Here is an 18,025-nt window from a genome sequence, read left to right on the forward strand (position 1 = left end):
ACTGCCCGCCCGGCGGAGGTGACGGAAGAGGGTTGACCGAGGAGACATCGGATCAATGAACGGTCAAGGAAGTGAGAGGGAGGGGGTGTTGTCCGCTTTGCAGGCATTGCGTGGCACGCTGGAACCACTGATCGACCGACCACCGGGTTCCGCTCGGCATGCTCCGGAAGGCACATCGTGGACCAACTGGCACTGCTCCTCCTGCTGTTGCTCGGAGCCGTGGTCACGGTGCCACTGGGGGAACGTCTCGGGCTGCCCGCCCCGGTGCTGATGACGCTCGCCGGAGTCGGCATGGCGTTCCTCAGCTTCGTGCCGAATGTGGACATCCCGCCGGAGATCATTCTTCCCGCGCTGCTGCCGCCGCTGCTCTACGCCTCCGTGCAGCGCACCTCCTGGCGGCAGTTCACCGCCAATAAACGACCGATCTTTCTGCTGGCCGTGGCGCTGGTCTTCGTGACGACGGCAGCCGTCGCCGCCGTCGCCAACGCGATCGTCCCCGGGCTGCCCCTCGCCGCGGCCGTGGCCCTCGGCGCGCTCGTCGCCCCGCCCGACCCGGTCGCCGCGACCGCCGTCGCGGGATCGCTCGGGCTGCCGCGCAGGCTCGTCTCCATCCTGGAGGGCGAGGGACTGTTCAACGACGTGACCGCGATCGTGCTCTACCACGTGGCGATCGCCGCCGCCGTGAGTGGCACTTTCTCGCTGCCGGAGGCCTTCGGGCTGCTGATCCTCTCCGCCGTGGTCGCCGTGGCCGTCGGTCTGGCGGTGGGCTGGCTGACCATCAAACTCATGGGACTGCTCGGCGATGCGACGCTCCAGGTCGGGCTGACGCTGCTGGTGCCGTTCGTGAGCTATGTGCTCGCGGAGGAGCTGATGGGGTCGGGCGTGCTCGCCGTGCTCACCACCGCGCTGTTCCTCGCCGAGCACACCGCCGACGCGGACGACGTGCTGGGCCGGCTCACCGGCCGCAGCTTCTGGGAGATCGTCGACACGCTCGTCACCGGCGTCGCCTTCGGCCTGATCGGTCTCGAACTGCACAACGTCTTCGGCACGTCGCACGGCCGCGGCTGGCAGATGGCCGGCTGGGGCCTGGCGGTGGTCGCGGTCGTCGTCGGCGTACGGCTGGTGTGGCTGCTGCCCGCCACCTGGCTGGCCAAGCGGCTGCACACCCGCCGCGACTACAGCGAGGAGATCCCCACCAGCTGGCGCGAGACCGTTGTGATGTGGTGGGCCGGGATGCGTGGGGTGGCCTCCGTCGCGCTGGCCCTCGCGATCCCGCTGGAGACGGACGACGGGAAACCCTTCCCCGGCCGCGACGAGATCGTCTTCATCGCCTTCGTCGTGATCATGGCGACCCTGGTCGTCCAGGGGCTCACCCTGCCGTGGCTGGTACGGAAGCTCGGCGTCCGCGCCGACGCGGACGCGGAGGCGGCGCTGGAACGGGACCTCGCCATCCGCGCGGCGAAGGCCGCGAGGCACCGGCTCAAGGAGATCGAGGAGGTCGAGGAGTTCCCTGAGGAGGTCGTGGAGCGGCTGCATCGGCTGGCGTACGACGTGGGGGCGCGGATCAGCTCCGACATGGTCGACGAGGACCGGCGGGAGGCGTACGCGAAGCGCGCCGAGCGGTTCCGGGCGGTCAACCGGGTGCAGCGCGAGATGATGTCCGCCGCCCGGCACGCGGTGTTGTCCGCGCGCAGCGAGTCGGGGACGGACCCGGAGGTGGTCGACCGGGTGCTGCGGCAGCTGGATGTTCGCAGCCTGCGCTGACCCGGGCGTCCCCGCGGCCTGTGCTTCCGGCCGGCGCTCCGGACCCGCGTCACTCAGCCGCGGCCGGTCCGGGGCGCCACCTCGTGCGTATCGGACGGCTTGGCGCCGTCCGGGTGGGGCAGATCGGGCCACTGTCCGCCCGGGGGCAGCGGCGCGGGCGCCGTCGCGACCCGCGGCAGCGCGTACGGATGATGGTCGCGCAGCCAGCCGATCAGCTGCTCCCGGACGGCGCAGCGCACCGTCCAGATGTCGTCCGCGTCCTTCGCCGTGACCACCGCGCGCACCTGCATCGTCGACGGGGTGGTGTCCGTGACGGCGAGGGACCAGTCGCGGCCGTCCCAGGCGCCGCACTCGCCCAGGATGTCCCGCAGCTGCTCACGCATGGCGGCGACGGGGGCGCTGTGGTCGAGGTGGAAGAAGACCGAACCGGTCATCTGGGCGCCGCCGCGCGACCAGTTCTCGAACGGTTTGCTGGTGAAGTACGAGACCGGCATCGTGATCCGCCGCTCGTCCCAGGTCCGTACCGCGAGGAAGGTCAGTGTGATCTCCTCGACGGTGCCCCACTCGCCGTCCACCACCACCGTGTCGCCGATCCGCACCATGTCGCCGAAGGCGATCTGCAGCCCCGCGAAGAGGTTGCCGAGCGTGGACTGGGCGGCGATGCCCGCGACGATGCCGAGGAGGCCGGCCGAGGCCAGCATCGAGGTGCCGAAGGTCCGCATCGCGGGGAACGTCAGCAACATCGCGCCGGCCGCCACGGTCGCCACGATCGCGGTGACCACCCGCTGGATGAGTGTCACCTGCGTACGGACCCGCCGCACCCGCGCCGGATCGCGGGTGTTCGCCGCGTATCTGGCGTACACGGAATCGACGACGGCCGTCGCGATCCGGACCACCAGCCACGCCGATGCCCCGATCAGCACCAGCGTCAGGACCTGGCCGATCGCGGCCCGGTGGTTCATCACCACGTCGAGCCCGGTATGCGTGTAACTGCCTCTCAGCAGCGCCGTGCAGAGCACCAGCAGCAGCGGGATCCGGCAGCGCCGCAGCAGACCCCACAGCGGTGTGTCGGGATGCCGGGCGTCGGCGCGCCGGAGCAGCACATCGACCCCCCAGCCCACCAGCAGTGTGAGCACCACCGAGCCACCGACCGTGACCAGCGGACGCAGTATGTTCTCCATCCCGTGGTTCTCCATGCCGTCGACCGTAGCTGGCACCATTGCTCCCATGAACATCATGCTTTTCCACTCGACGTACGGGCTGCGCCCCGCGGTGCACGCGGCCGCCGCCCGGCTGCGCGGCGCAGGGCACGAGGTGCACGTGCCCGATCTCTTCGACGGGCACACGTTCGAGACCGTCGAGGAAGGCATGGCCTTCAAGGACGAGCTGGGCAAGGACGAGTTGCTCAAGCGCGCCGTGCTGGCCGCCGCCCCCTATTCCGAGCGCGGTCTCGTCTACGCCGGCTTCTCCTTCGGCGCCTCCACCGCGCAGACCCTGGCACTCGGTGACGAGAAGGCGCGCGGGCTGCTGCTCCTCCACGGCACGTCGGACATCGCGGAGAACGCGGAGGTCGACGAGCTGCCCGTGCAGCTGCATGTCGCCGACCCCGACCCCTTCGAGACGCAGGACTGGCTGAACTCCTGGTATCTGCAGATGCAGCGGACCGGCGCCGACGTGGAGATCTACCGGTACCCCGGCGCGGGCCATCTCTTCACGGACCCGGATCTGCCGGACTACGACGCGGCGTCGGCCGATCTGACGTGGAAGGTCGCCCTCGGCTTCCTCGCGACTCTGTAGACGGACGGAGCCCCGCACACCGTGACGGTGTGCGGGGCTCCTCCTCGTGACGCCGGGATCAGGCGCGGTAGGCGGTCCAGCTGTCGCTCATCCGCTGCACCTGGCCCGCGGTGAACTGGTACATGCACGAGTCGTAGGTGTAGTCCATGAAGTTGTGGATCGGGTCGACCCCGGTCTTGTTGGTGCAGGTGTCGCGTCCGGTCGGGCACGCGAACGCGGCGCTCTTCTCGGCGGGCGTGTCGGACACGTAGTCGCCGTTGCCGTTACAGCCGCCCTGGAACGTGTGGTAGAGCCCCATCCAGTGGCCGACCTCGTGGGTGGCCGTGTCCCCCTCGTTGTAGTTGGTGGCCGAGCCGCCCGGCAGCGAGGTGTCGAGGATGACCACGCCGTCCATGCTCGGGCTGGAGTTGTACGAGCTGGGGAAGGTCGCCCAGCCGAGCAGCCCACCACCGAGGTTGGCGGTGTAGACGTTGAGCGCGTTCTTGCCACCCTTGCGCAGGGCCGTCTTCATGTCCCTCTCGGCGGAGGAGCCCGAGGAGAGGTTGTACCAGGTGGCGTTGTCCGTGTAGTCGGTGCCGGCCAGCGAGAACTGGAAGCCGGAGTTGGTGTTTCCGGTGCCCTGGCCGCCGTATGCCGCGTTCAGCACGCTCATCTGGCTGCTGATGTCGCCGGAGGTGAGCTTGCCCGTGGTGCCGGAGTGAATGACGTGGAAGTAGACCGGGATGGTCGCTCCGGCGGCGAGCGTGGCGCCGCTGACCCGGCGGTCCGCGAGTCTCGCCTTGAGCTGCGCGTCCATGGCCTTGGCCTGGGTCGCGGTGAGTTCGTTGGGGTCGGAGGCGTGCTGGGTGCCCGAAGGACGGGCCTCGCGCGCGGTGGCGTCGGTGTTTGCGCACTTCTCCGCCGAGGCGGAGGCGGTGGACACCTTGGCGGCGGCCGCGCCGGAGGGAGCGGAGAGCGGTGCCAGGGCCAGGGTTCCGGCCAGGACGGCGATGCCGATCGCACGGTGACGTATACGCGGCGATATACGGGCAAGAGTGCGCACGAGTACTCCTCGCTGAAGCGTGGGGGAGGGATTTCCTCACCTGCCGCCGGGAGATTACGTGCGCATGTCACACCTTGAGGAGCGCTGATCAAGCCCAATCAACCGTGGAACAAACCGGGGAAACGGGAAGAAATAATTCTGTCCGTTCCAGAGTTTGAGACCTGGACGTAACGTAGTGCGTTACCCCGACGGGTGGTGTGTCCCCATTGGATCCAGGGAACACGCCACCCGCCGTAGCGACGTAATACGCCGTCAACATGGCCCGCCGTGGCCGAAACCAGACGTTTCAGCGCACCGGGTGGTCCACCCGCTCGACCTTCTGGGTGCCGCTGAGTGTCCGGTACGAGCGCGTCCAGGCGGAGCTCGCGTCCCGCTTCGTCTTGTCGGAGACCACGTAGTAGTCCATCTGCGCGCGCTCGGCGGTCACATCCAGGACGCCGTAGCCGTGCGAGTCCATGTCCACCCACTTCACATGGCGGTTGGCGGTCTTCACCGCCGCGGCCGCGACCACCGAGACCGTCTGCGGCGCGACGTGCAGAATGTCGTCGAGATTGTCCGAGGTCACCGACGTGACCACGAACTCGGTGGCGGCCGAGGCCGAGAGCGGATACGTGGCCGCCTTCACCGGTACGTCATTGGCCCATGCCATGTGGATGTCGCCGGTCAGGAAGACCGTGTTGCGGATCGACCGGTCCCGCAGATGCGTGATCAGTTCCTTGCGGTCGTCCGTGTAGCCGTCCCACTGGTCGACATTGACCGCGAGCCCCTCCTTGGGCAGCCCCAGCAACTCCGCGAGCGGCTCCAGCAGATGGGCGGGTACGGAACCGAATGCGACCGGAGAGATCATCACCGACGTGCCGACCAGCTTCCAGGTGGCGTCCGAACCGGCCAGGCCCGCCTTCAGCCAGTCCAGCTGAGCCCGGCCGGTGATCGAGCGGTCCGGGTCGTCGACCGAGCCGCTGCCGATCGTCGCCTGCTGGGAGCGGAAGGTCCGCAGATCCAGGAGGTGGAGATCGGCCAGGGTGCCGAAGCGCAGCCGACGGTAGACGGTGCCTTCGGTGGAGGCGCGGACCGGCATCCACTCGAAGTACGCCTGCTTGGCGCCCGCCGCGCGGTCGGCCCAGGCGCCCTCGGTGTCCGGCGTGTGGTTCTCGGCCCCGCCGGACCAGGCGTCGTTGGCGAACTCGTGGTCGTCCCAGATCGCGATCACCGGATGCGTGGCGTGCAGGGTCTGCAGATCGGAGTCCGTCTTGTAACGGCCGTGCCGGGTCCGGTAGTCGGCGAGGGTGAGGATCTCGTGGGTGGGTTCGTGCTGCCGTACGACGTACTTCGTGTCCGGGTAGCTCCCCGACGCGTACTCGTAGATGTAGTCGCCGAGATGGAGGACCGCGTCGAGATCGGCGCGGCCGGCGAGATGGCGGTACGGGGAGAAGTAACCGGATTCCCAGTTGGCGCAGGACACCACACCGAAGCGCACCCCGGGTGCGGTCGTGCCGGGAGCGGGAGCCGTCCGGGTGCGCCCGGCCGGGGAGAGGACTCCCGCACCGTCGCCCGCCGAGAAGCGGAACCAGTATGCGGTCGCCGGGGCGAGACCCCGGACATCGGCCTTCACGGTGTGGTCCGAGGCGGCTCTCGCCACGGTGGAGCCCTGGGCGACGACCCGGGCGAACTCCTTGTCCTCGGCGACCTCCCAGCGCACCGCCGTGTCGGCGCCGCGGCCGGAGCCGGGCACGGCGTCGGGCGTCGGGGTGACACGGGTCCACAGGAGTATGCCGTCGGGCAGCGGGTCGCCGGAGGCGACGCCGTGCAGGAAGGCGGGGCCGTCGGCGGCGCGGGCGCTGGTGGCGGCGAGCACGGGGGCGGCGACGGCCGTGGCGGCAGCGGCCTTCACCAGGGTGCGGCGGCTGGGGGCGGGAAGGGACGGGGAATGGTGTCGACTGGTCACGAAGGGAAACCCTACTGACCGGTAAGGCGAACGGGCGGGCGAACAAAGGAAGTTCGCCCGCCCGTAGGGAAACCGTTGCCGGTCGTCAGCCCTTCAGCGCCTTGGTGATCGCGGTGTTGAAGTCGGCCACGCTCATCGGGGCGTTCTCGCTGCCCTCGCTGGTGAGCGTCTTGCCGTCCATCTTCAGCGTCGGGGTGCCCTTCACGCCGCTCTTGTCGAACGTCGCGGACATCTTCATCGCCCAGTTGTCGTACGTGCCGTCGTTGACGTCCTTCTGGAACGCCTTGTTGTCCTTCAGCTCGTCAACCGTGTTCGCGATCTTGATCAGGTACGAGTCCTTGGCGAACTTGTCGTCGGACTCCTCCGGGTGGTACTTCGCGGAGTAGAGCGCGTACTTGTAGTCGAGGAACGCCTGCGGGCTCACGTCGAGCGCCGCGCCCAGCGCGCTGAGCGCGTTCTTGGAGCCCTCGCCGTTGTCGCTGTTGTCGATGAACGTGGCGCCGATGTACTTGACCTTGTACTTGCCGGCGTCGACGTCCTTGTGGACCGTCTCGCCGACCGCCTGCTCGAACTGGGCGCAGATCGGGCAGCGCGAGTCCTCGTACAGTTCGAGGGTCTTCTTGGCGGTCGACTTGCCGATCACGACGGTCGTGCCGTCGGTGCCCGACGTGTTCTTCGGCGCGGTGACGTTCTTCGCGTCGGCCGCCGCCTCCCAGTGCCCCGGCTTGTTCAGCTGCATCACGCCGTAGCTGACGCCGCCGGCGATCGCCAGTACGGCGACCACCGAGACGCCGACGATCACCTGCTTGCGGACCTTGTCCTTCTTGGCCTGGCGCTCGCGCTCCGCGCGCAGCCGCTCGCGGGCGGCTGCCTTGTTGGCCTGGCTGTTGCGCTTGCTCATGGTTGTTTCTCCGTGGTGTGGGGTTGTCGGGGGACTGTCCTGGCTCAGGCGGTGGCGCAGGCCGAGCGAGGCGGTCCCCTCCGTCCCACGGAGTGCACGAGGAGGCGGGCGTGCGCGAGCAGATGCGGGCGGTACGGGGCGGGCCCGGCGGCACGCCGTACGGAGCGGCGGACCGTACCCGCCACGGCGACCGCGATCAGCAGCGGCCGGAACGCCGTGGCGGCGACCGCTCGCAGCAGACCGGCGAGCGCGGACTCGCCGCGTCGCAGCCATGCCGCGGCCAGCAGACCGACCGACACATGGGCGGCCAGCAGCAGCCACGGCACAGCGGGACCGGGAGAGGCCAGCAGGGCGGCGGCGCCATGTCCGGCACCGGTCACCGAGGCGAGCGGGGTGCCGACCGCGCCGACCCCGCCGAGCTGCGCCCCACCGGCATCGACCTCGCCGCCGCCGCACAGGACATCGACACCGACCGAACGCAGCGGACCCGCGATCGGGCCGCCCGCCGCTCCGTAACAGAGGTGCTGGCCGGTGGTGAAGACCGTGTCCGCGGCCAGCTCCAGAGGCACCAGCAGCCCGGCGATCGCGCCGAAACCGCGCTCCCGGCCGGCCAGCGCGTACGCCGCGGCGAAGACCAGACCGGCCAGCCCGCCGACCACGGTCAACGGCAGTGGGACCTGGGAGAGCAGCACATGGGACGCAGTGGAGAGCGTCACGACGAGCGCTGTGAATAGCGCCGCGCGTACGACTCTGAGCTGCGTACCGGATATGTCCATCGTCCGAGAGTGTGCCATGTGAACCTGTCAGCGCCGCCTAAAGGGGGTGTGGCACCGCGAGGAGACCTACAGCCCCGGGATGCGGCCGTTGCGGAAGAGGTCCACGAAGATCTGGTGGTCGGCCCGTGCCCGCGCCCCGTAGCTGTGCGCGAAGTCCACCAGCAGTCCGGCGAAGCCCTCCTCGTCCGCCGCGATCGCCGCGTCGATCGCCCGCTCCGTGGAGAACGGCACCAGCGAGTGGCCGCTCTCGTCGTCCGCGGCGGAGTGCATCGTCGCCGTCGCCCGGCCGAGGTCGGCGACGACCGCCGCGATCTCGTCGGGCTCGTCGATGTCGGACCAGTCCAGGTCCACCGCGTACGGCGAGACCTCGGCGACCAGCTGACCCGCACCGTCCAGTTCGGTCCACCCCAGCCACGGGTCGGCGTGCGCCTGCAGGGCGCGCTGGGAGATGACCGTGCGGTGCCCCTCGTGCTGGAAGTAGTCGCGCACGGCCGCATCGGTGATGTGCCGGGAGACCGCCGGGATCTGTGCCTGCTTGAGGTAGATCACCACATCGTTCTCCAGGGCGTCGCTGTTGCCCTCCAGAAGGATGTTGTACGAGGGCAGCCCGGCCGAGCCGATGCCGATACCGCGACGGCCGACGACGTCCTTCACCCGGTACGAGTCGGGGCGGGTCAGGCTCGACTCGGGCAGCGTCTCCAGATAGCCGTCGAACGCCGCCAGCACCTTGTAGCGCGTCGCCGCGTCCAGATCGATCGCGCCGCCGCCGTCCGCGAACCGGCGCTCGAAGTCCCGGATCTCCGTCATCGAGTCGAGCAGCGAGAACCGGGTCAGCGACCGGGCCTCGTGCAGCGCGGCCAGCAGCGGACCCTCGGCGGTGTCCAGCGTGAACGGCGGCACCTCGTCGTTCTTCGCGCCTGTTGCGAGCGCGTGGATCCGCTCGCGGTAGGCCGCCGCGTAGACCCGGACGAGCGCACTGATCTGGTCGTCGCCCAGCGCCTTCGCGTACCCGATCAGCGCGACGGAGGCGGCGAACCGCTTGAGGTCCCAGGTGAACGGGCCGATGTACGCCTCATCGAAGTCGTTCACATTGAAGATCAGCCGGCCGTTCGCATCCATGTACGTGCCGAAGTTCTCCGCGTGCAGATCGCCGTGGATCCACACCCGGCCGGTCCGGTCGTCCAGGTAGGGGCCGCCGTGCCGCTCCCGCTCCAGGTCGTTGTAGAACAGGCACGCCGTGCCCCGGTAGAAGGCGAACGCCGAGCCTGCCATCTTGCGGAACTTGACCCGGAAGGCAGCCGGATCGGCGGCCAGGAGCTGGCCGAAGGCGGTGTCGAAAACCTCGAGAATCTGCTCCCCGCGCTGCGCTGCGCCGGTCTGCGCTTCCGACATTTCTGGGTGCCTCCTGGTACCTGGCGTGCATGACGAACGGGACGGGCGTCTCCGTCCCCTCAACGCGCGACGGTACCCGGGAGTGCCCCTCGGTTGTCGGACCGGAGACGTAGACTTCCAGGCTGTCCCCCCTGACCGTCATTGCTTGTTTCCCCGGAGGCCCGACGCCGTGACCAAGCCGCCTTTTACGCACCTTCACGTCCACACCCAGTACTCGTTGCTGGACGGTGCCGCGCGGCTCAAGGACATGTTCGCTGCCTGCAATGAAATGGGCATGTCGCACATCGCGATGACGGACCACGGCAACCTGCACGGGGCGTACGACTTCTTCCACCAGGCGAAGAAGGCCGAGGTGACGCCGATCATCGGTATCGAGGCCTACGTCGCCCCGGAGTCGCGCAAGCACAAGCGGAAGATCCAGTGGGGCCAGCCGCACCAGAAGCGCGACGACGTCTCGGGTTCGGGTGGCTACACCCACAAGACGATCTGGGCGGCGAACAAGACCGGTCTTCACAACCTCTTCCGGCTCTCCTCGGACGCGTACGCCGAGGGCTGGCTGCAGAAGTGGCCGCGCATGGACAAGGAGACCATCGCCCAGTGGTCCGAGGGGCTGATCGCGTCCACCGGCTGTCCGTCCGGCGAGGTGCAGACGCGGCTGCGGCTCGGTCAGTTCGACGAGGCGGTCCAGGCGGCGTCCGACTACAAGGACATCTTCGGCGAGGGCAAGTACTTCCTGGAGCTGATGGACCACGGCATCGAGATCGAGCGCCGGGTCCGTGACGGACTCCTCGAAATCGGCAAGAAGCTCAACATCCCGCCGCTCGTCACGAACGACTCGCACTACACGTACGCCAGCGAGGCCACCGCGCACGACGCGCTGCTCTGCATCCAGACCGGCAAGAACCTCTCCGACCCCGACCGTTTCCGGTTCGACGGCACGGGCTACTACCTCAAGACGACGGACGAGATGTACGCCGTCGACTCCTCCGACGCCTGGCAGCAGGGGTGCGCCAACACCCTGCTGGTCGCCGAGCAGATCGACACCAGCGGGATGTTCGAGAAGCGCGACCTGATGCCGAAGTTCGAGATCCCGGACGGCTTCACCGAGGTCACCTGGTTCCAGGAGGAGGTCCGGGTCGGCATGAACCGGCGCTTCCCGGCCGGCGTCCCCGAGGACCGGCAGAAGCAGGCCGAGTACGAGATGGACGTCATCATCCAGATGGGGTTCCCGGGATACTTCCTCGTCGTCGCCGACTTCATCATGTGGGCCAAGAACAACGGCATCGCGGTGGGCCCCGGGCGTGGCTCCGCGGCCGGTTCGATCGTCGCGTACGCGATGGGCATCACCGACCTCGACCCGATCGAGCACGGACTGATCTTCGAGCGGTTCCTCAACCCCGAGCGTGTCTCCATGCCCGATGTCGACATCGACTTCGACGAGCGTCGGCGCGTCGAAGTGATCAGGTATGTGACGGAGAAGTACGGCGCCGACAAGGTCGCCATGATCGGTACGTACGGCAAGATCAAGGCCAAGAACGCGATCAAGGACTCCGCCCGCGTCCTCGGCTACCCGTACGCGATGGGCGACCGGCTCACCAAGGCCATGCCCGCCGACGTCCTCGGCAAGGGCATCGACCTCTCCGGCATCACCGACCCCAAGCACCCGCGGTACAGCGAGGCGGGCGAGATCCGGGGGATGTACGAGAACGAGCCGGACGTCAAGAAGGTCATCGACACCGCCAAGGGTGTCGAGGGGCTGGTCCGGCAGATGGGTGTGCACGCCGCCGGCGTGATCATGTCCAGTGAGCCCATCGTCGACCACGCCCCGGTCTGGGTGCGGCACACCGACGGCGTCACCATCACGCAGTGGGACTACCCGCAGTGCGAGTCGCTCGGCCTGCTGAAGATGGACTTCCTCGGCCTGCGCAACCTCACGATCATGGACGACGCCATCAAGATGGTGAAGGCCAACAAGGGCATCGACCTGGAGATGCTCGCCCTCCCGCTGGACGACCCCAAGACGTACGAGCTGCTCTGCCGCGGTGACACGCTCGGCGTCTTCCAGTTCGACGGCGGTCCGATGCGTTCGCTGCTGCGCCAGATGCAGCCCGACAACTTCGAGGACATTTCCGCAGTCTCGGCCCTGTACCGGCCGGGCCCGATGGGCATGAACTCGCACACGAACTACGCCGAGCGCAAGAACGGCCGCCAGGAGATCACCCCGATCCACCCGGAGCTGGAGGAGCCGCTCAAGGAGACGCTCGGCCTGACCTACGGCCTGATCGTCTACCAGGAGCAGGTGCAGAAGGCCGCCCAGATCATCGCCGGGTACTCGCTCGGCGAGGCCGACATCCTGCGCCGCGTGATGGGCAAGAAGAAGCCCGACGAGCTGGCGAAGAACTTCGTGCTGTTCCAGGCGGGCGCCAAGAAGAACGGCTTCTCCGACGCGGCGATCCAGGCGCTGTGGGACGTACTGGTCCCGTTCGCCGGGTACGCGTTCAACAAGGCGCACTCCTCCGCGTACGGACTGGTCACGTACTGGACCGCGTACCTCAAGGCGAACTACCCCGCCGAGTACATGGCGGCGCTGCTGACCTCGGTCAAGGACGACAAGGACAAGTCCGCGGTCTACCTCAACGAGTGCCGCCGCATGGGCATCAAGGTGCTCCCGCCCAACGTCAACGAGTCCGAGTCGAACTTCGCCGCTCAGGGCGACGACGTCATCCTCTTCGGGCTGACGGCCATCCGTAACGTCGGACAGAACGTCGTCGACTCGATCATCCGGTGCCGCAAGGCGAAGGGGAAGTACAGCAGCTTCCCCGACTTCCTCGACAAGGTCGAGGCGGTGGTCTGCAACAAGCGGACCGTCGAGTCACTGATCAAGGCCGGCGCCTTCGACGAGATGGGCCACACCCGCAAGGGCCTCGTCGCCCACCACGAGCCGATGATCGACAACGTGGTGCAGGTCAAGCGCAAGGAGGCCGAGGGGCAGTTCGACCTCTTCGGCGGCGGCGAGGAGGACAGCGACGAGCCTGGCTTCGGACTCGACGTCGAGTTCTCCGACGTCGAGTGGGAGAAGTCGTACCTGCTGGCCCAGGAGCGCGAAATGCTCGGGCTGTACGTCTCCGACCACCCGCTCTTCGGTATCGAACACGTGCTGACCGACAAGTCCGACGCGGCGATCTCCCAGCTCACCGGTGGCGAACACGCCGACGGGGCGATCGTCACCATCGGCGGCATCATCTCCGGACTCCAGCGGAAGATGACCAAGCAGGGCAACGCCTGGGCCATCGCCACCGTCGAGGACCTGGCCGGTTCCATCGAGTGCATGTTCTTCCCGGCCACGTACCAGCTGGTCTCCACCCAGCTCGTCGAGGACACCGTCGTCTTCGTCAAGGGACGGCTCGACAAGCGCGAGGACATTCCGCGGCTGGTCGCCATGGAGATGCAGGTCCCCGACCTCTCGTCGGCCGGGACCAACGCGCCGGTGGTGCTCACCATCCCGACGGTCAAGATCACCCCGCCGATGGTCGCCCGCCTCGGCGAGGTGCTCAGCAACCACCGCGGCAACACCGAGGTACGGATCAAGCTCCAGGGCCCCCGCAAGACCACCGTCCTCCGGCTCGACCGGCACCGGGTCCAGCCCGACCCGGCGCTCTTCGGCGACCTGAAGGTGCTGCTCGGCCCGTCCTGCCTGGCCGGCTGAGCGGCTCCCGCAACGCACGAGAGAGGCGCCCCGCCCTGCGGGAGCGCCTCTCTCGGCTACCGGCCTGTGGCCGGACCGGAGACGACCGGTCAGTTGTGGCCGAAGCGCCGCTGCTGCTTACGGGCAACATCAGCAGGGCTGCCCTGGGCCTGCGACTGGGACTGCGACTCGTAAGCCGTCGACTTCGTCTCCTCCGCGCCGCGCTCCGGTATGGACGCGCGGTTCTGCTGGCTGCCCTGCTTGCGGTTCTTGTTCTTGGCCATGGTGTTCCTCCTGTGCGGAATCTCGGGGCCAGGACCGCTGTCAGATTCACATACCGGCATATACAGCGCATGTTGGATCATTACCGTGCGTAGTGAGGGGGTATCATGCGCCGTTTTCCGTATCCGCCACGCCGATGATCGAGTTCCGGCCGTCAACCCTCACGCCGTCGGGCAGACTTCGAGGAAACCCTGAGCAGAACCCATTCCCGAATTCTGGAAGAGGGTGGATCGCGTGGACCGTTGCGTCGTCCTGGTGGACGCCGGCTACTTGCTGGGCGCAGCCGCGAGTCTGCTGGCGGGAGAGCCCGCCCGTTCCCGCATCACCGTCGACCACGCGGCGCTGATTCAGGGCCTGCGCGAGCGGGCCGAAGCCGACACGGAGCAGCCGCTGCTGCGGATCTACTGGTTCGACGGTGCCCCCGACCGCGTCCCGCAGCCCGAGCACCGCAGGCTGCGCGTCATGCCCAGGGTGACCGTGAGGCTCGGAGCGCTCACCCGCAGTGACGGACGCTGGGCGCAGAAGGGCGTCGACGCCGCCATGCACGCCGAGCTCACCGAGTTGGCCAGGAACCGCGCCTGCTCCGACGTCGTCCTGGTGACCGGCGACGGTGATCTGCTGCCCGGACTGATGTCTGCCAAGGAACACGGTGTGGCCGTCCATCTCTGGGCCGTGCAGGCCGCCGACGGGGACTACAACCAGTCCGAGGACCTGGTCGCCGAGGCCGACGAACGCCGGGTGCTCGACCGGGCCTGGATCACCCAGGCCGTGCGGGCCAAGGACAACGGCGGCAGCTGCGCCCCGCCCCCCGCAACCCGCCCCGAGATCGCCGCGATCCTCTCCGCGCCACTGCCCGAGGCGGCCCTCGCCGCCTCCGCCGAACGCGCCTCGGAGGCCCAGGCGGCCGCCGCCCGCAACGGCGCGGCGGTGCCCACCGGCGAGGAAACCGCGCATGCCCCGGCTGCTCAGGGCGGCAGGGGTGTCCCCACCCCCAAGGACCTGGCGGGCACCCTGCGCGGCCCCGGCACCCCGACCGCCGCCGCACAGCCGGCGGCGCAGCCCCCGGCGACCGCGACCCTGCGCTGGTCCTCCGACAGGGGCTGGATGGAGCGCGGCGGACCGCTCGGCGAACCCGCCGAGACCGCCTCGCTGCCCACCCTGGCCCAGCTCACCTCCGCCGAGCAGCGCTGGGCGGACCGTGAGGAGGACATCACCACGGTCGGCGGTGACCCGTTCGAGGTGGGTCAGGTCTTCGCCCGGCGCTGGATGGAACGGCTGCCGGAGACCGTCCATCTGCAGAAGCTGTCCACCATGTACCCGCGGATCCCGCACCGCATCGACGGTGAGCTGCTGCGGTACGCGGCGCGGTTCGGCCTGCTCGCCCACAAGGACGACCAGATCGACGAACACGACCGATACGCGATCCGGGCGGGTTTCTGGCGCGAGATCGACGTACGCGCGGCGGCCGAACACGCCCCCGTGGTGGAGTAGTCCGGCAGCCCGGGCGCAAAAGGGGGCGTCCGACCCCGTACTCTCGTACCTCGTGAGTACGGGCACAGCACAGGCGCAGACGGCGACCGGGACCGTGTGCGCGGTGCGTGATCTGGTCAAGACCTATCCCGCCGCCCGCGGCCGCCGCGGCACACCCGCCACCCCCGAGGTGCGCGCGACCGACGGGATCAGCCTCGACGTCCGACGCGGTGAGATCTTCGGACTTCTCGGGCCCAACGGTGCGGGCAAGTCCACGCTCGTACGCCAGCTCACCGGGCTGATGCGGCCCGACTCCGGCAGCGTCGAGATGCTGGGGCACGACCTCGTGCGCCACCCCGAGCGGGCCTCCCGGCTGATCGGCTACCTCGGGCAGGAGTCCACGGCCCTCGACGAGCTGACCGTTTCGCTCGCCGCCGAGACCACCGGGCGGCTGCGCGGACTCGCGGTACGGGAGGCACGCGCCACGCGCGACGCCGTACTCGAAGAGCTCGGTCTCACCGACATCGCGGCGCGCCCTCTGAAGAAGCTTTCCGGCGGGCAGCGGCGGCTTGCCTGCTTCGCCGCCGCCCTGGTCGGGGAGCGGCCGGTCCTGATCCTGGACGAGCCGACGACCGGGATGGACCCCGTCGCCCGGCGCGCCGTCTGGGCCGCCGTCGACCGGCGCCGCGCCGAGCACGGTACGACGGTGCTGCTGGTCACCCACAACGTCATCGAGGCCGAGACCGTCCTCGACCGGGTCGCCGTCCTCGAACGCGGCAAGGTCATCGCCTGCGACACGCCCACCGGCCTCAAGGAGCGGGTGGCGGGCGAGGTCCGGGTCGAGCTGGTGTGGCGCGACCGCGCGCCCCTGGACGTTCCCGAGGTGGCCGTGCTGCGGCAGTCCGCGCAGGAGTCCGGGCGCCGCTGGGTGCTGCGGCTCGGGCCGGACGAGGCGCGGGCGGCGGTCGCCGCGGTGACCGGCGGGGCCGCGTTCGCCGCACTCGACGATTTCACTCTGGCGACGCCGAGCCTGGAGGACGTCTACCTGGCGCTCGGCGGGGACGCCACGCAGGGGCTGGTGAAAGCATGACCGCGGCGATCGGGTACGGATGTACGGCCGGGCAGGGACCGAACGGGAGCAGCACCAGGTGACGAGCATTGTTCCTGCGGAGGCGGCCGGTGCTCGGACGACGGGCGGAAGCGGTTCTGCCGCCGAGGGAGGGACCGGGGACGGCGCCGGTGGCGTTGCCGTGCCGCTCGCGCCTCGGGCCCGGCTGCTTCCCTCGCTCTCGGCCGTGTACCGCGCCCAGCTGTCCCGGGCCAGAGTCGCCCGCATCCCGCTGCTCTTCGTGGCGACCTTCCAGTCCATCGGGATCATGATCCTGATGCGCGGCGTCGTCGACGGCGGCTCCGAGGCACGGGCCGTCGTCGCCGGATCCAGCGTCCTCGTCGTCGCCTTCGTCGCGCTCAATCTGCTCGCCCAGTACTTCGGGCAGCTACGGGCCGGCGGCGGGCTCGACCACTACGCCACCCTGCCGGTGCCGCCCGCCGCGGTGGTGCTCGGTGCGGCGGGGGCGTACGCCTCCTTCACCGTGCCCGGCACGATCGTCACCGCGGTCACCGGGAGCGTGCTCTTCCAACTGCCGATGACCCACCTGTGGGTGCTCGCCGCCGTCATTCCGCTCGCCGGAGCCGCGCTGGCCGGGCTGGGCGCCGCGCTCGGACTGCTCGCGCCCCGGCAGGAGCTCGCCACGCTGCTCGGACAGCTCGGCATGTCGGCGGCGCTGCTGCTGGGGGTGCTGCCGGCCGACCGGATGCCCGCGCCGATCGGCTGGGCGCGTGATCTGCTGCCCTCGACGTACGGCGTCGAGGCCCTGTCCCGGTCGTTCAACGCCCATCCCGACTGGGCGGTCGTCGTTCTCGATCTCGCCGTCTGCGCCGTCGTCGGCGTCCTCTCCCTGGCCGTGGCGACCTGGGCGTACCGCAGGGCAGCGGTCCGGTGAGGCGTGGCACAGGGGCGCCTGGCACGATGGCAAGGTGACCGCACCTCTGACACCGCCCCACCAGCCCTCGTCCCATGGCCCCTGGCAGACGCCGCCGAGGGGCGGCGGCTCCGGTCCGGGGACCTTCCTGGAGTCTCAGGAGGAGCACGATCCGCGGGCGGATCTGCGGCGCGCGGCCGTCGTCGCCGTCCTGCTGGCGGTGGCCGGCGTCGGGCTCGGACTGCTGTGGCTGTGGCTGTCGCCGCGGGTCCCGCTGATCTCCGACAGCCAGGCGGTCTTCCTCAAGGACAGCGAGGGCGAGGAGGCGATCGGGAGCGACGGGACGTTCGTGCTGCTCGCGCTCGCGTTCGGGGCGGTGTCCGCGGCGCTGGCCTTCTGGTTCCACCGACGTGGCGGGATCGCGCTGGTCGTGGGGCTTGCCCTGGGCGGGCTGCTCGGGTCGCTGGTGGCCTGGGGGGTGGGCGTCTGGCTCGGACCGGAACGCGATGTGGTCGCCCATGCGCGTGAGGTCGGCAAGGGCGTGGTGTTCGACGCACCGCTCGACCTCCACGCGAAGGGTGCGTTGCTGGCCTGGTCGCTGGCGGCGATGGTCGTTCATCTGGCGCTGACCGCGGCGTTCGGGCCGCGGGATCCGGAGCCGGACTGGGGAGCCTGGGGTGTGCCGGGGGGTGGGCCGGGGGGTGCGGGCTCGGCGGGGCCTTCGTCTCCGTCCTCGCCTTCGTCTCCGTCCTCGCCTTCGTCTCCGTCCTCGCCTTCGTCTCCGTCCTCGCCTTCGTCCTCTCCGTCGCCGCCGAAGGAGTCGTAGGGAGCGGGGCGGGGCTACGGGGGTAGGGCCGCTGCGCGGGGCCTCACCCCACCGCGCCCCTTCCCGCAACCGGGGCTCTGCCCCGGACCCCGGTCCGGGGTCGCCGGACGGGCTGGAAGAGGGGCTGCGAATGCCCCTGGGTGAGTGCCCCCGGGGCCGCTTG

The 18,025-nt window shown here is 69.6% G+C and carries 14 protein-coding genes; 7 read left to right on the forward strand and 7 right to left on the reverse strand.

Going from position 1 to position 18,025, the window contains the following annotated elements; translation table 11 throughout:
* Positions 1 to 177 precede the first annotated feature (177 nt).
* The gene (locus ACFU8W_RS08970) at positions 178 to 1,764 is read left to right on the forward strand and encodes a Na+/H+ antiporter (protein WP_384033806.1); all 1,587 of its coding nucleotides are present in this window, start codon (positions 178 to 180) and stop codon (positions 1,762 to 1,764) included.
* A 53-nt stretch (positions 1,765 to 1,817) separates the two neighbouring features.
* On the opposite strand, the gene ACFU8W_RS08975 is transcribed toward ACFU8W_RS08970, so the two are convergent.
* On the reverse strand, positions 1,818 to 2,945 hold the full coding sequence (locus tag ACFU8W_RS08975) for a mechanosensitive ion channel domain-containing protein (RefSeq protein WP_345514605.1): 1,128 nt from the start codon (positions 2,943 to 2,945) through the stop codon (positions 1,818 to 1,820).
* A 46-nt stretch (positions 2,946 to 2,991) separates the two neighbouring features.
* Here ACFU8W_RS08975 and ACFU8W_RS08980 point away from each other — a divergent pair, with 46 nt between their 5' ends.
* Complete coding sequence (locus ACFU8W_RS08980) at positions 2,992 to 3,561, forward strand: dienelactone hydrolase family protein (RefSeq protein ID WP_345514606.1); 570 nt, start codon at positions 2,992 to 2,994, stop codon at positions 3,559 to 3,561.
* Positions 3,562 to 3,619: 58 nt separating this feature from the next.
* Here the strand turns inward: ACFU8W_RS08980 and ACFU8W_RS08985 are convergent, their stop codons facing one another.
* From ACFU8W_RS08985 to ACFU8W_RS09005, 5 genes are all read right to left on the reverse strand, one after another.
* On the reverse strand, positions 3,620 to 4,603 hold the full coding sequence (locus ACFU8W_RS08985; protein WP_384033811.1) for a zinc metalloprotease: 984 nt from the start codon (positions 4,601 to 4,603) through the stop codon (positions 3,620 to 3,622).
* A gap of 286 nt (positions 4,604 to 4,889) precedes the next feature.
* Complete coding sequence (locus ACFU8W_RS08990; RefSeq protein WP_384033814.1) at positions 4,890 to 6,548, reverse strand: alkaline phosphatase D family protein; 1,659 nt, start codon at positions 6,546 to 6,548, stop codon at positions 4,890 to 4,892.
* An 85-nt stretch (positions 6,549 to 6,633) separates the two neighbouring features.
* The gene (locus ACFU8W_RS08995) at positions 6,634 to 7,449 is read right to left on the reverse strand and encodes a DsbA family protein (protein WP_345514609.1); all 816 of its coding nucleotides are present in this window, start codon (positions 7,447 to 7,449) and stop codon (positions 6,634 to 6,636) included.
* 44 nt (positions 7,450 to 7,493) lie between these two features.
* Positions 7,494 to 8,225: a hypothetical protein gene (locus tag ACFU8W_RS09000; protein ID WP_384033817.1), complete on the reverse strand. Its 732-nt coding sequence runs from the start codon at positions 8,223 to 8,225 to the stop codon at positions 7,494 to 7,496.
* Positions 8,226 to 8,291: 66 nt separating this feature from the next.
* Complete coding sequence (locus ACFU8W_RS09005) at positions 8,292 to 9,617, reverse strand: DUF2252 domain-containing protein (RefSeq protein ID WP_384033820.1); 1,326 nt, start codon at positions 9,615 to 9,617, stop codon at positions 8,292 to 8,294.
* 169 nt (positions 9,618 to 9,786) lie between these two features.
* Between ACFU8W_RS09005 and dnaE the strand changes: the two genes are divergently transcribed.
* Positions 9,787 to 13,323: a DNA polymerase III subunit alpha gene (gene dnaE, locus ACFU8W_RS09010; protein ID WP_345514613.1), complete on the forward strand. Its 3,537-nt coding sequence runs from the start codon at positions 9,787 to 9,789 to the stop codon at positions 13,321 to 13,323.
* 89 nt (positions 13,324 to 13,412) lie between these two features.
* Here the strand turns inward: dnaE and ACFU8W_RS09015 are convergent, their stop codons facing one another.
* A complete protein-coding gene (locus tag ACFU8W_RS09015; protein ID WP_266986699.1) occupies positions 13,413 to 13,586 on the reverse strand; it encodes a hypothetical protein in 174 nt (57 codons plus the stop codon).
* A 223-nt stretch (positions 13,587 to 13,809) separates the two neighbouring features.
* Between ACFU8W_RS09015 and ACFU8W_RS09020 the strand changes: the two genes are divergently transcribed.
* The 4 genes from ACFU8W_RS09020 to ACFU8W_RS09035 all read left to right on the forward strand — a co-directional run bounded on the left by ACFU8W_RS09020 (position 13,810) and on the right by ACFU8W_RS09035 (position 17,862).
* Positions 13,810 to 15,075, forward strand: a complete 1,266-nt coding sequence (locus ACFU8W_RS09020; protein WP_384033824.1) for an NYN domain-containing protein — start codon at positions 13,810 to 13,812, stop codon at positions 15,073 to 15,075.
* Positions 15,076 to 15,169: 94 nt separating this feature from the next.
* Positions 15,170 to 16,144 (forward strand): ABC transporter ATP-binding protein, encoded by a 975-nt coding sequence (locus ACFU8W_RS09025; RefSeq protein WP_345514792.1) that lies wholly within the window; start codon positions 15,170 to 15,172, stop codon positions 16,142 to 16,144.
* Positions 16,145 to 16,202: 58 nt separating this feature from the next.
* A complete protein-coding gene (locus ACFU8W_RS09030; RefSeq protein ID WP_384033827.1) occupies positions 16,203 to 17,057 on the forward strand; it encodes an ABC transporter permease in 855 nt (284 codons plus the stop codon).
* 34 nt (positions 17,058 to 17,091) lie between these two features.
* On the forward strand, positions 17,092 to 17,862 hold the full coding sequence (locus tag ACFU8W_RS09035; RefSeq protein WP_384033830.1) for an ABC transporter permease: 771 nt from the start codon (positions 17,092 to 17,094) through the stop codon (positions 17,860 to 17,862).
* Positions 17,863 to 18,025 lie beyond the last annotated feature (163 nt).

The sequence above is a fragment of the Streptomyces sp. NPDC057565 genome, assembly GCF_042801455.1.
Classification (GTDB): Bacteria; Actinomycetota; Actinomycetes; order Streptomycetales; family Streptomycetaceae; genus Streptomyces; species Streptomyces yanii.

Coding starts and splice junctions, on each gene's coding strand:
- ACFU8W_RS08975 (WP_345514605.1), bottom strand. CDS start 2,945: ATGGAGAACATACTGCGTCCGCTGGTCACGGTCGGTGGCTCGGTGGTG.
- ACFU8W_RS08980 (WP_345514606.1), top strand. CDS start 2,992: ATGAACATCATGCTTTTCCACTCGACGTACGGGCTGCGCCCCGCGGTG.
- ACFU8W_RS08995 (WP_345514609.1), bottom strand. CDS start 7,449: ATGAGCAAGCGCAACAGCCAGGCCAACAAGGCAGCCGCCCGCGAGCGG.
- ACFU8W_RS09000 (WP_384033817.1), bottom strand. CDS start 8,225: ATGGACATATCCGGTACGCAGCTCAGAGTCGTACGCGCGGCGCTATTC.
- ACFU8W_RS09005 (WP_384033820.1), bottom strand. CDS start 9,617: ATGTCGGAAGCGCAGACCGGCGCAGCGCAGCGCGGGGAGCAGATTCTC.
- ACFU8W_RS09015 (WP_266986699.1), bottom strand. CDS start 13,586: ATGGCCAAGAACAAGAACCGCAAGCAGGGCAGCCAGCAGAACCGCGCG.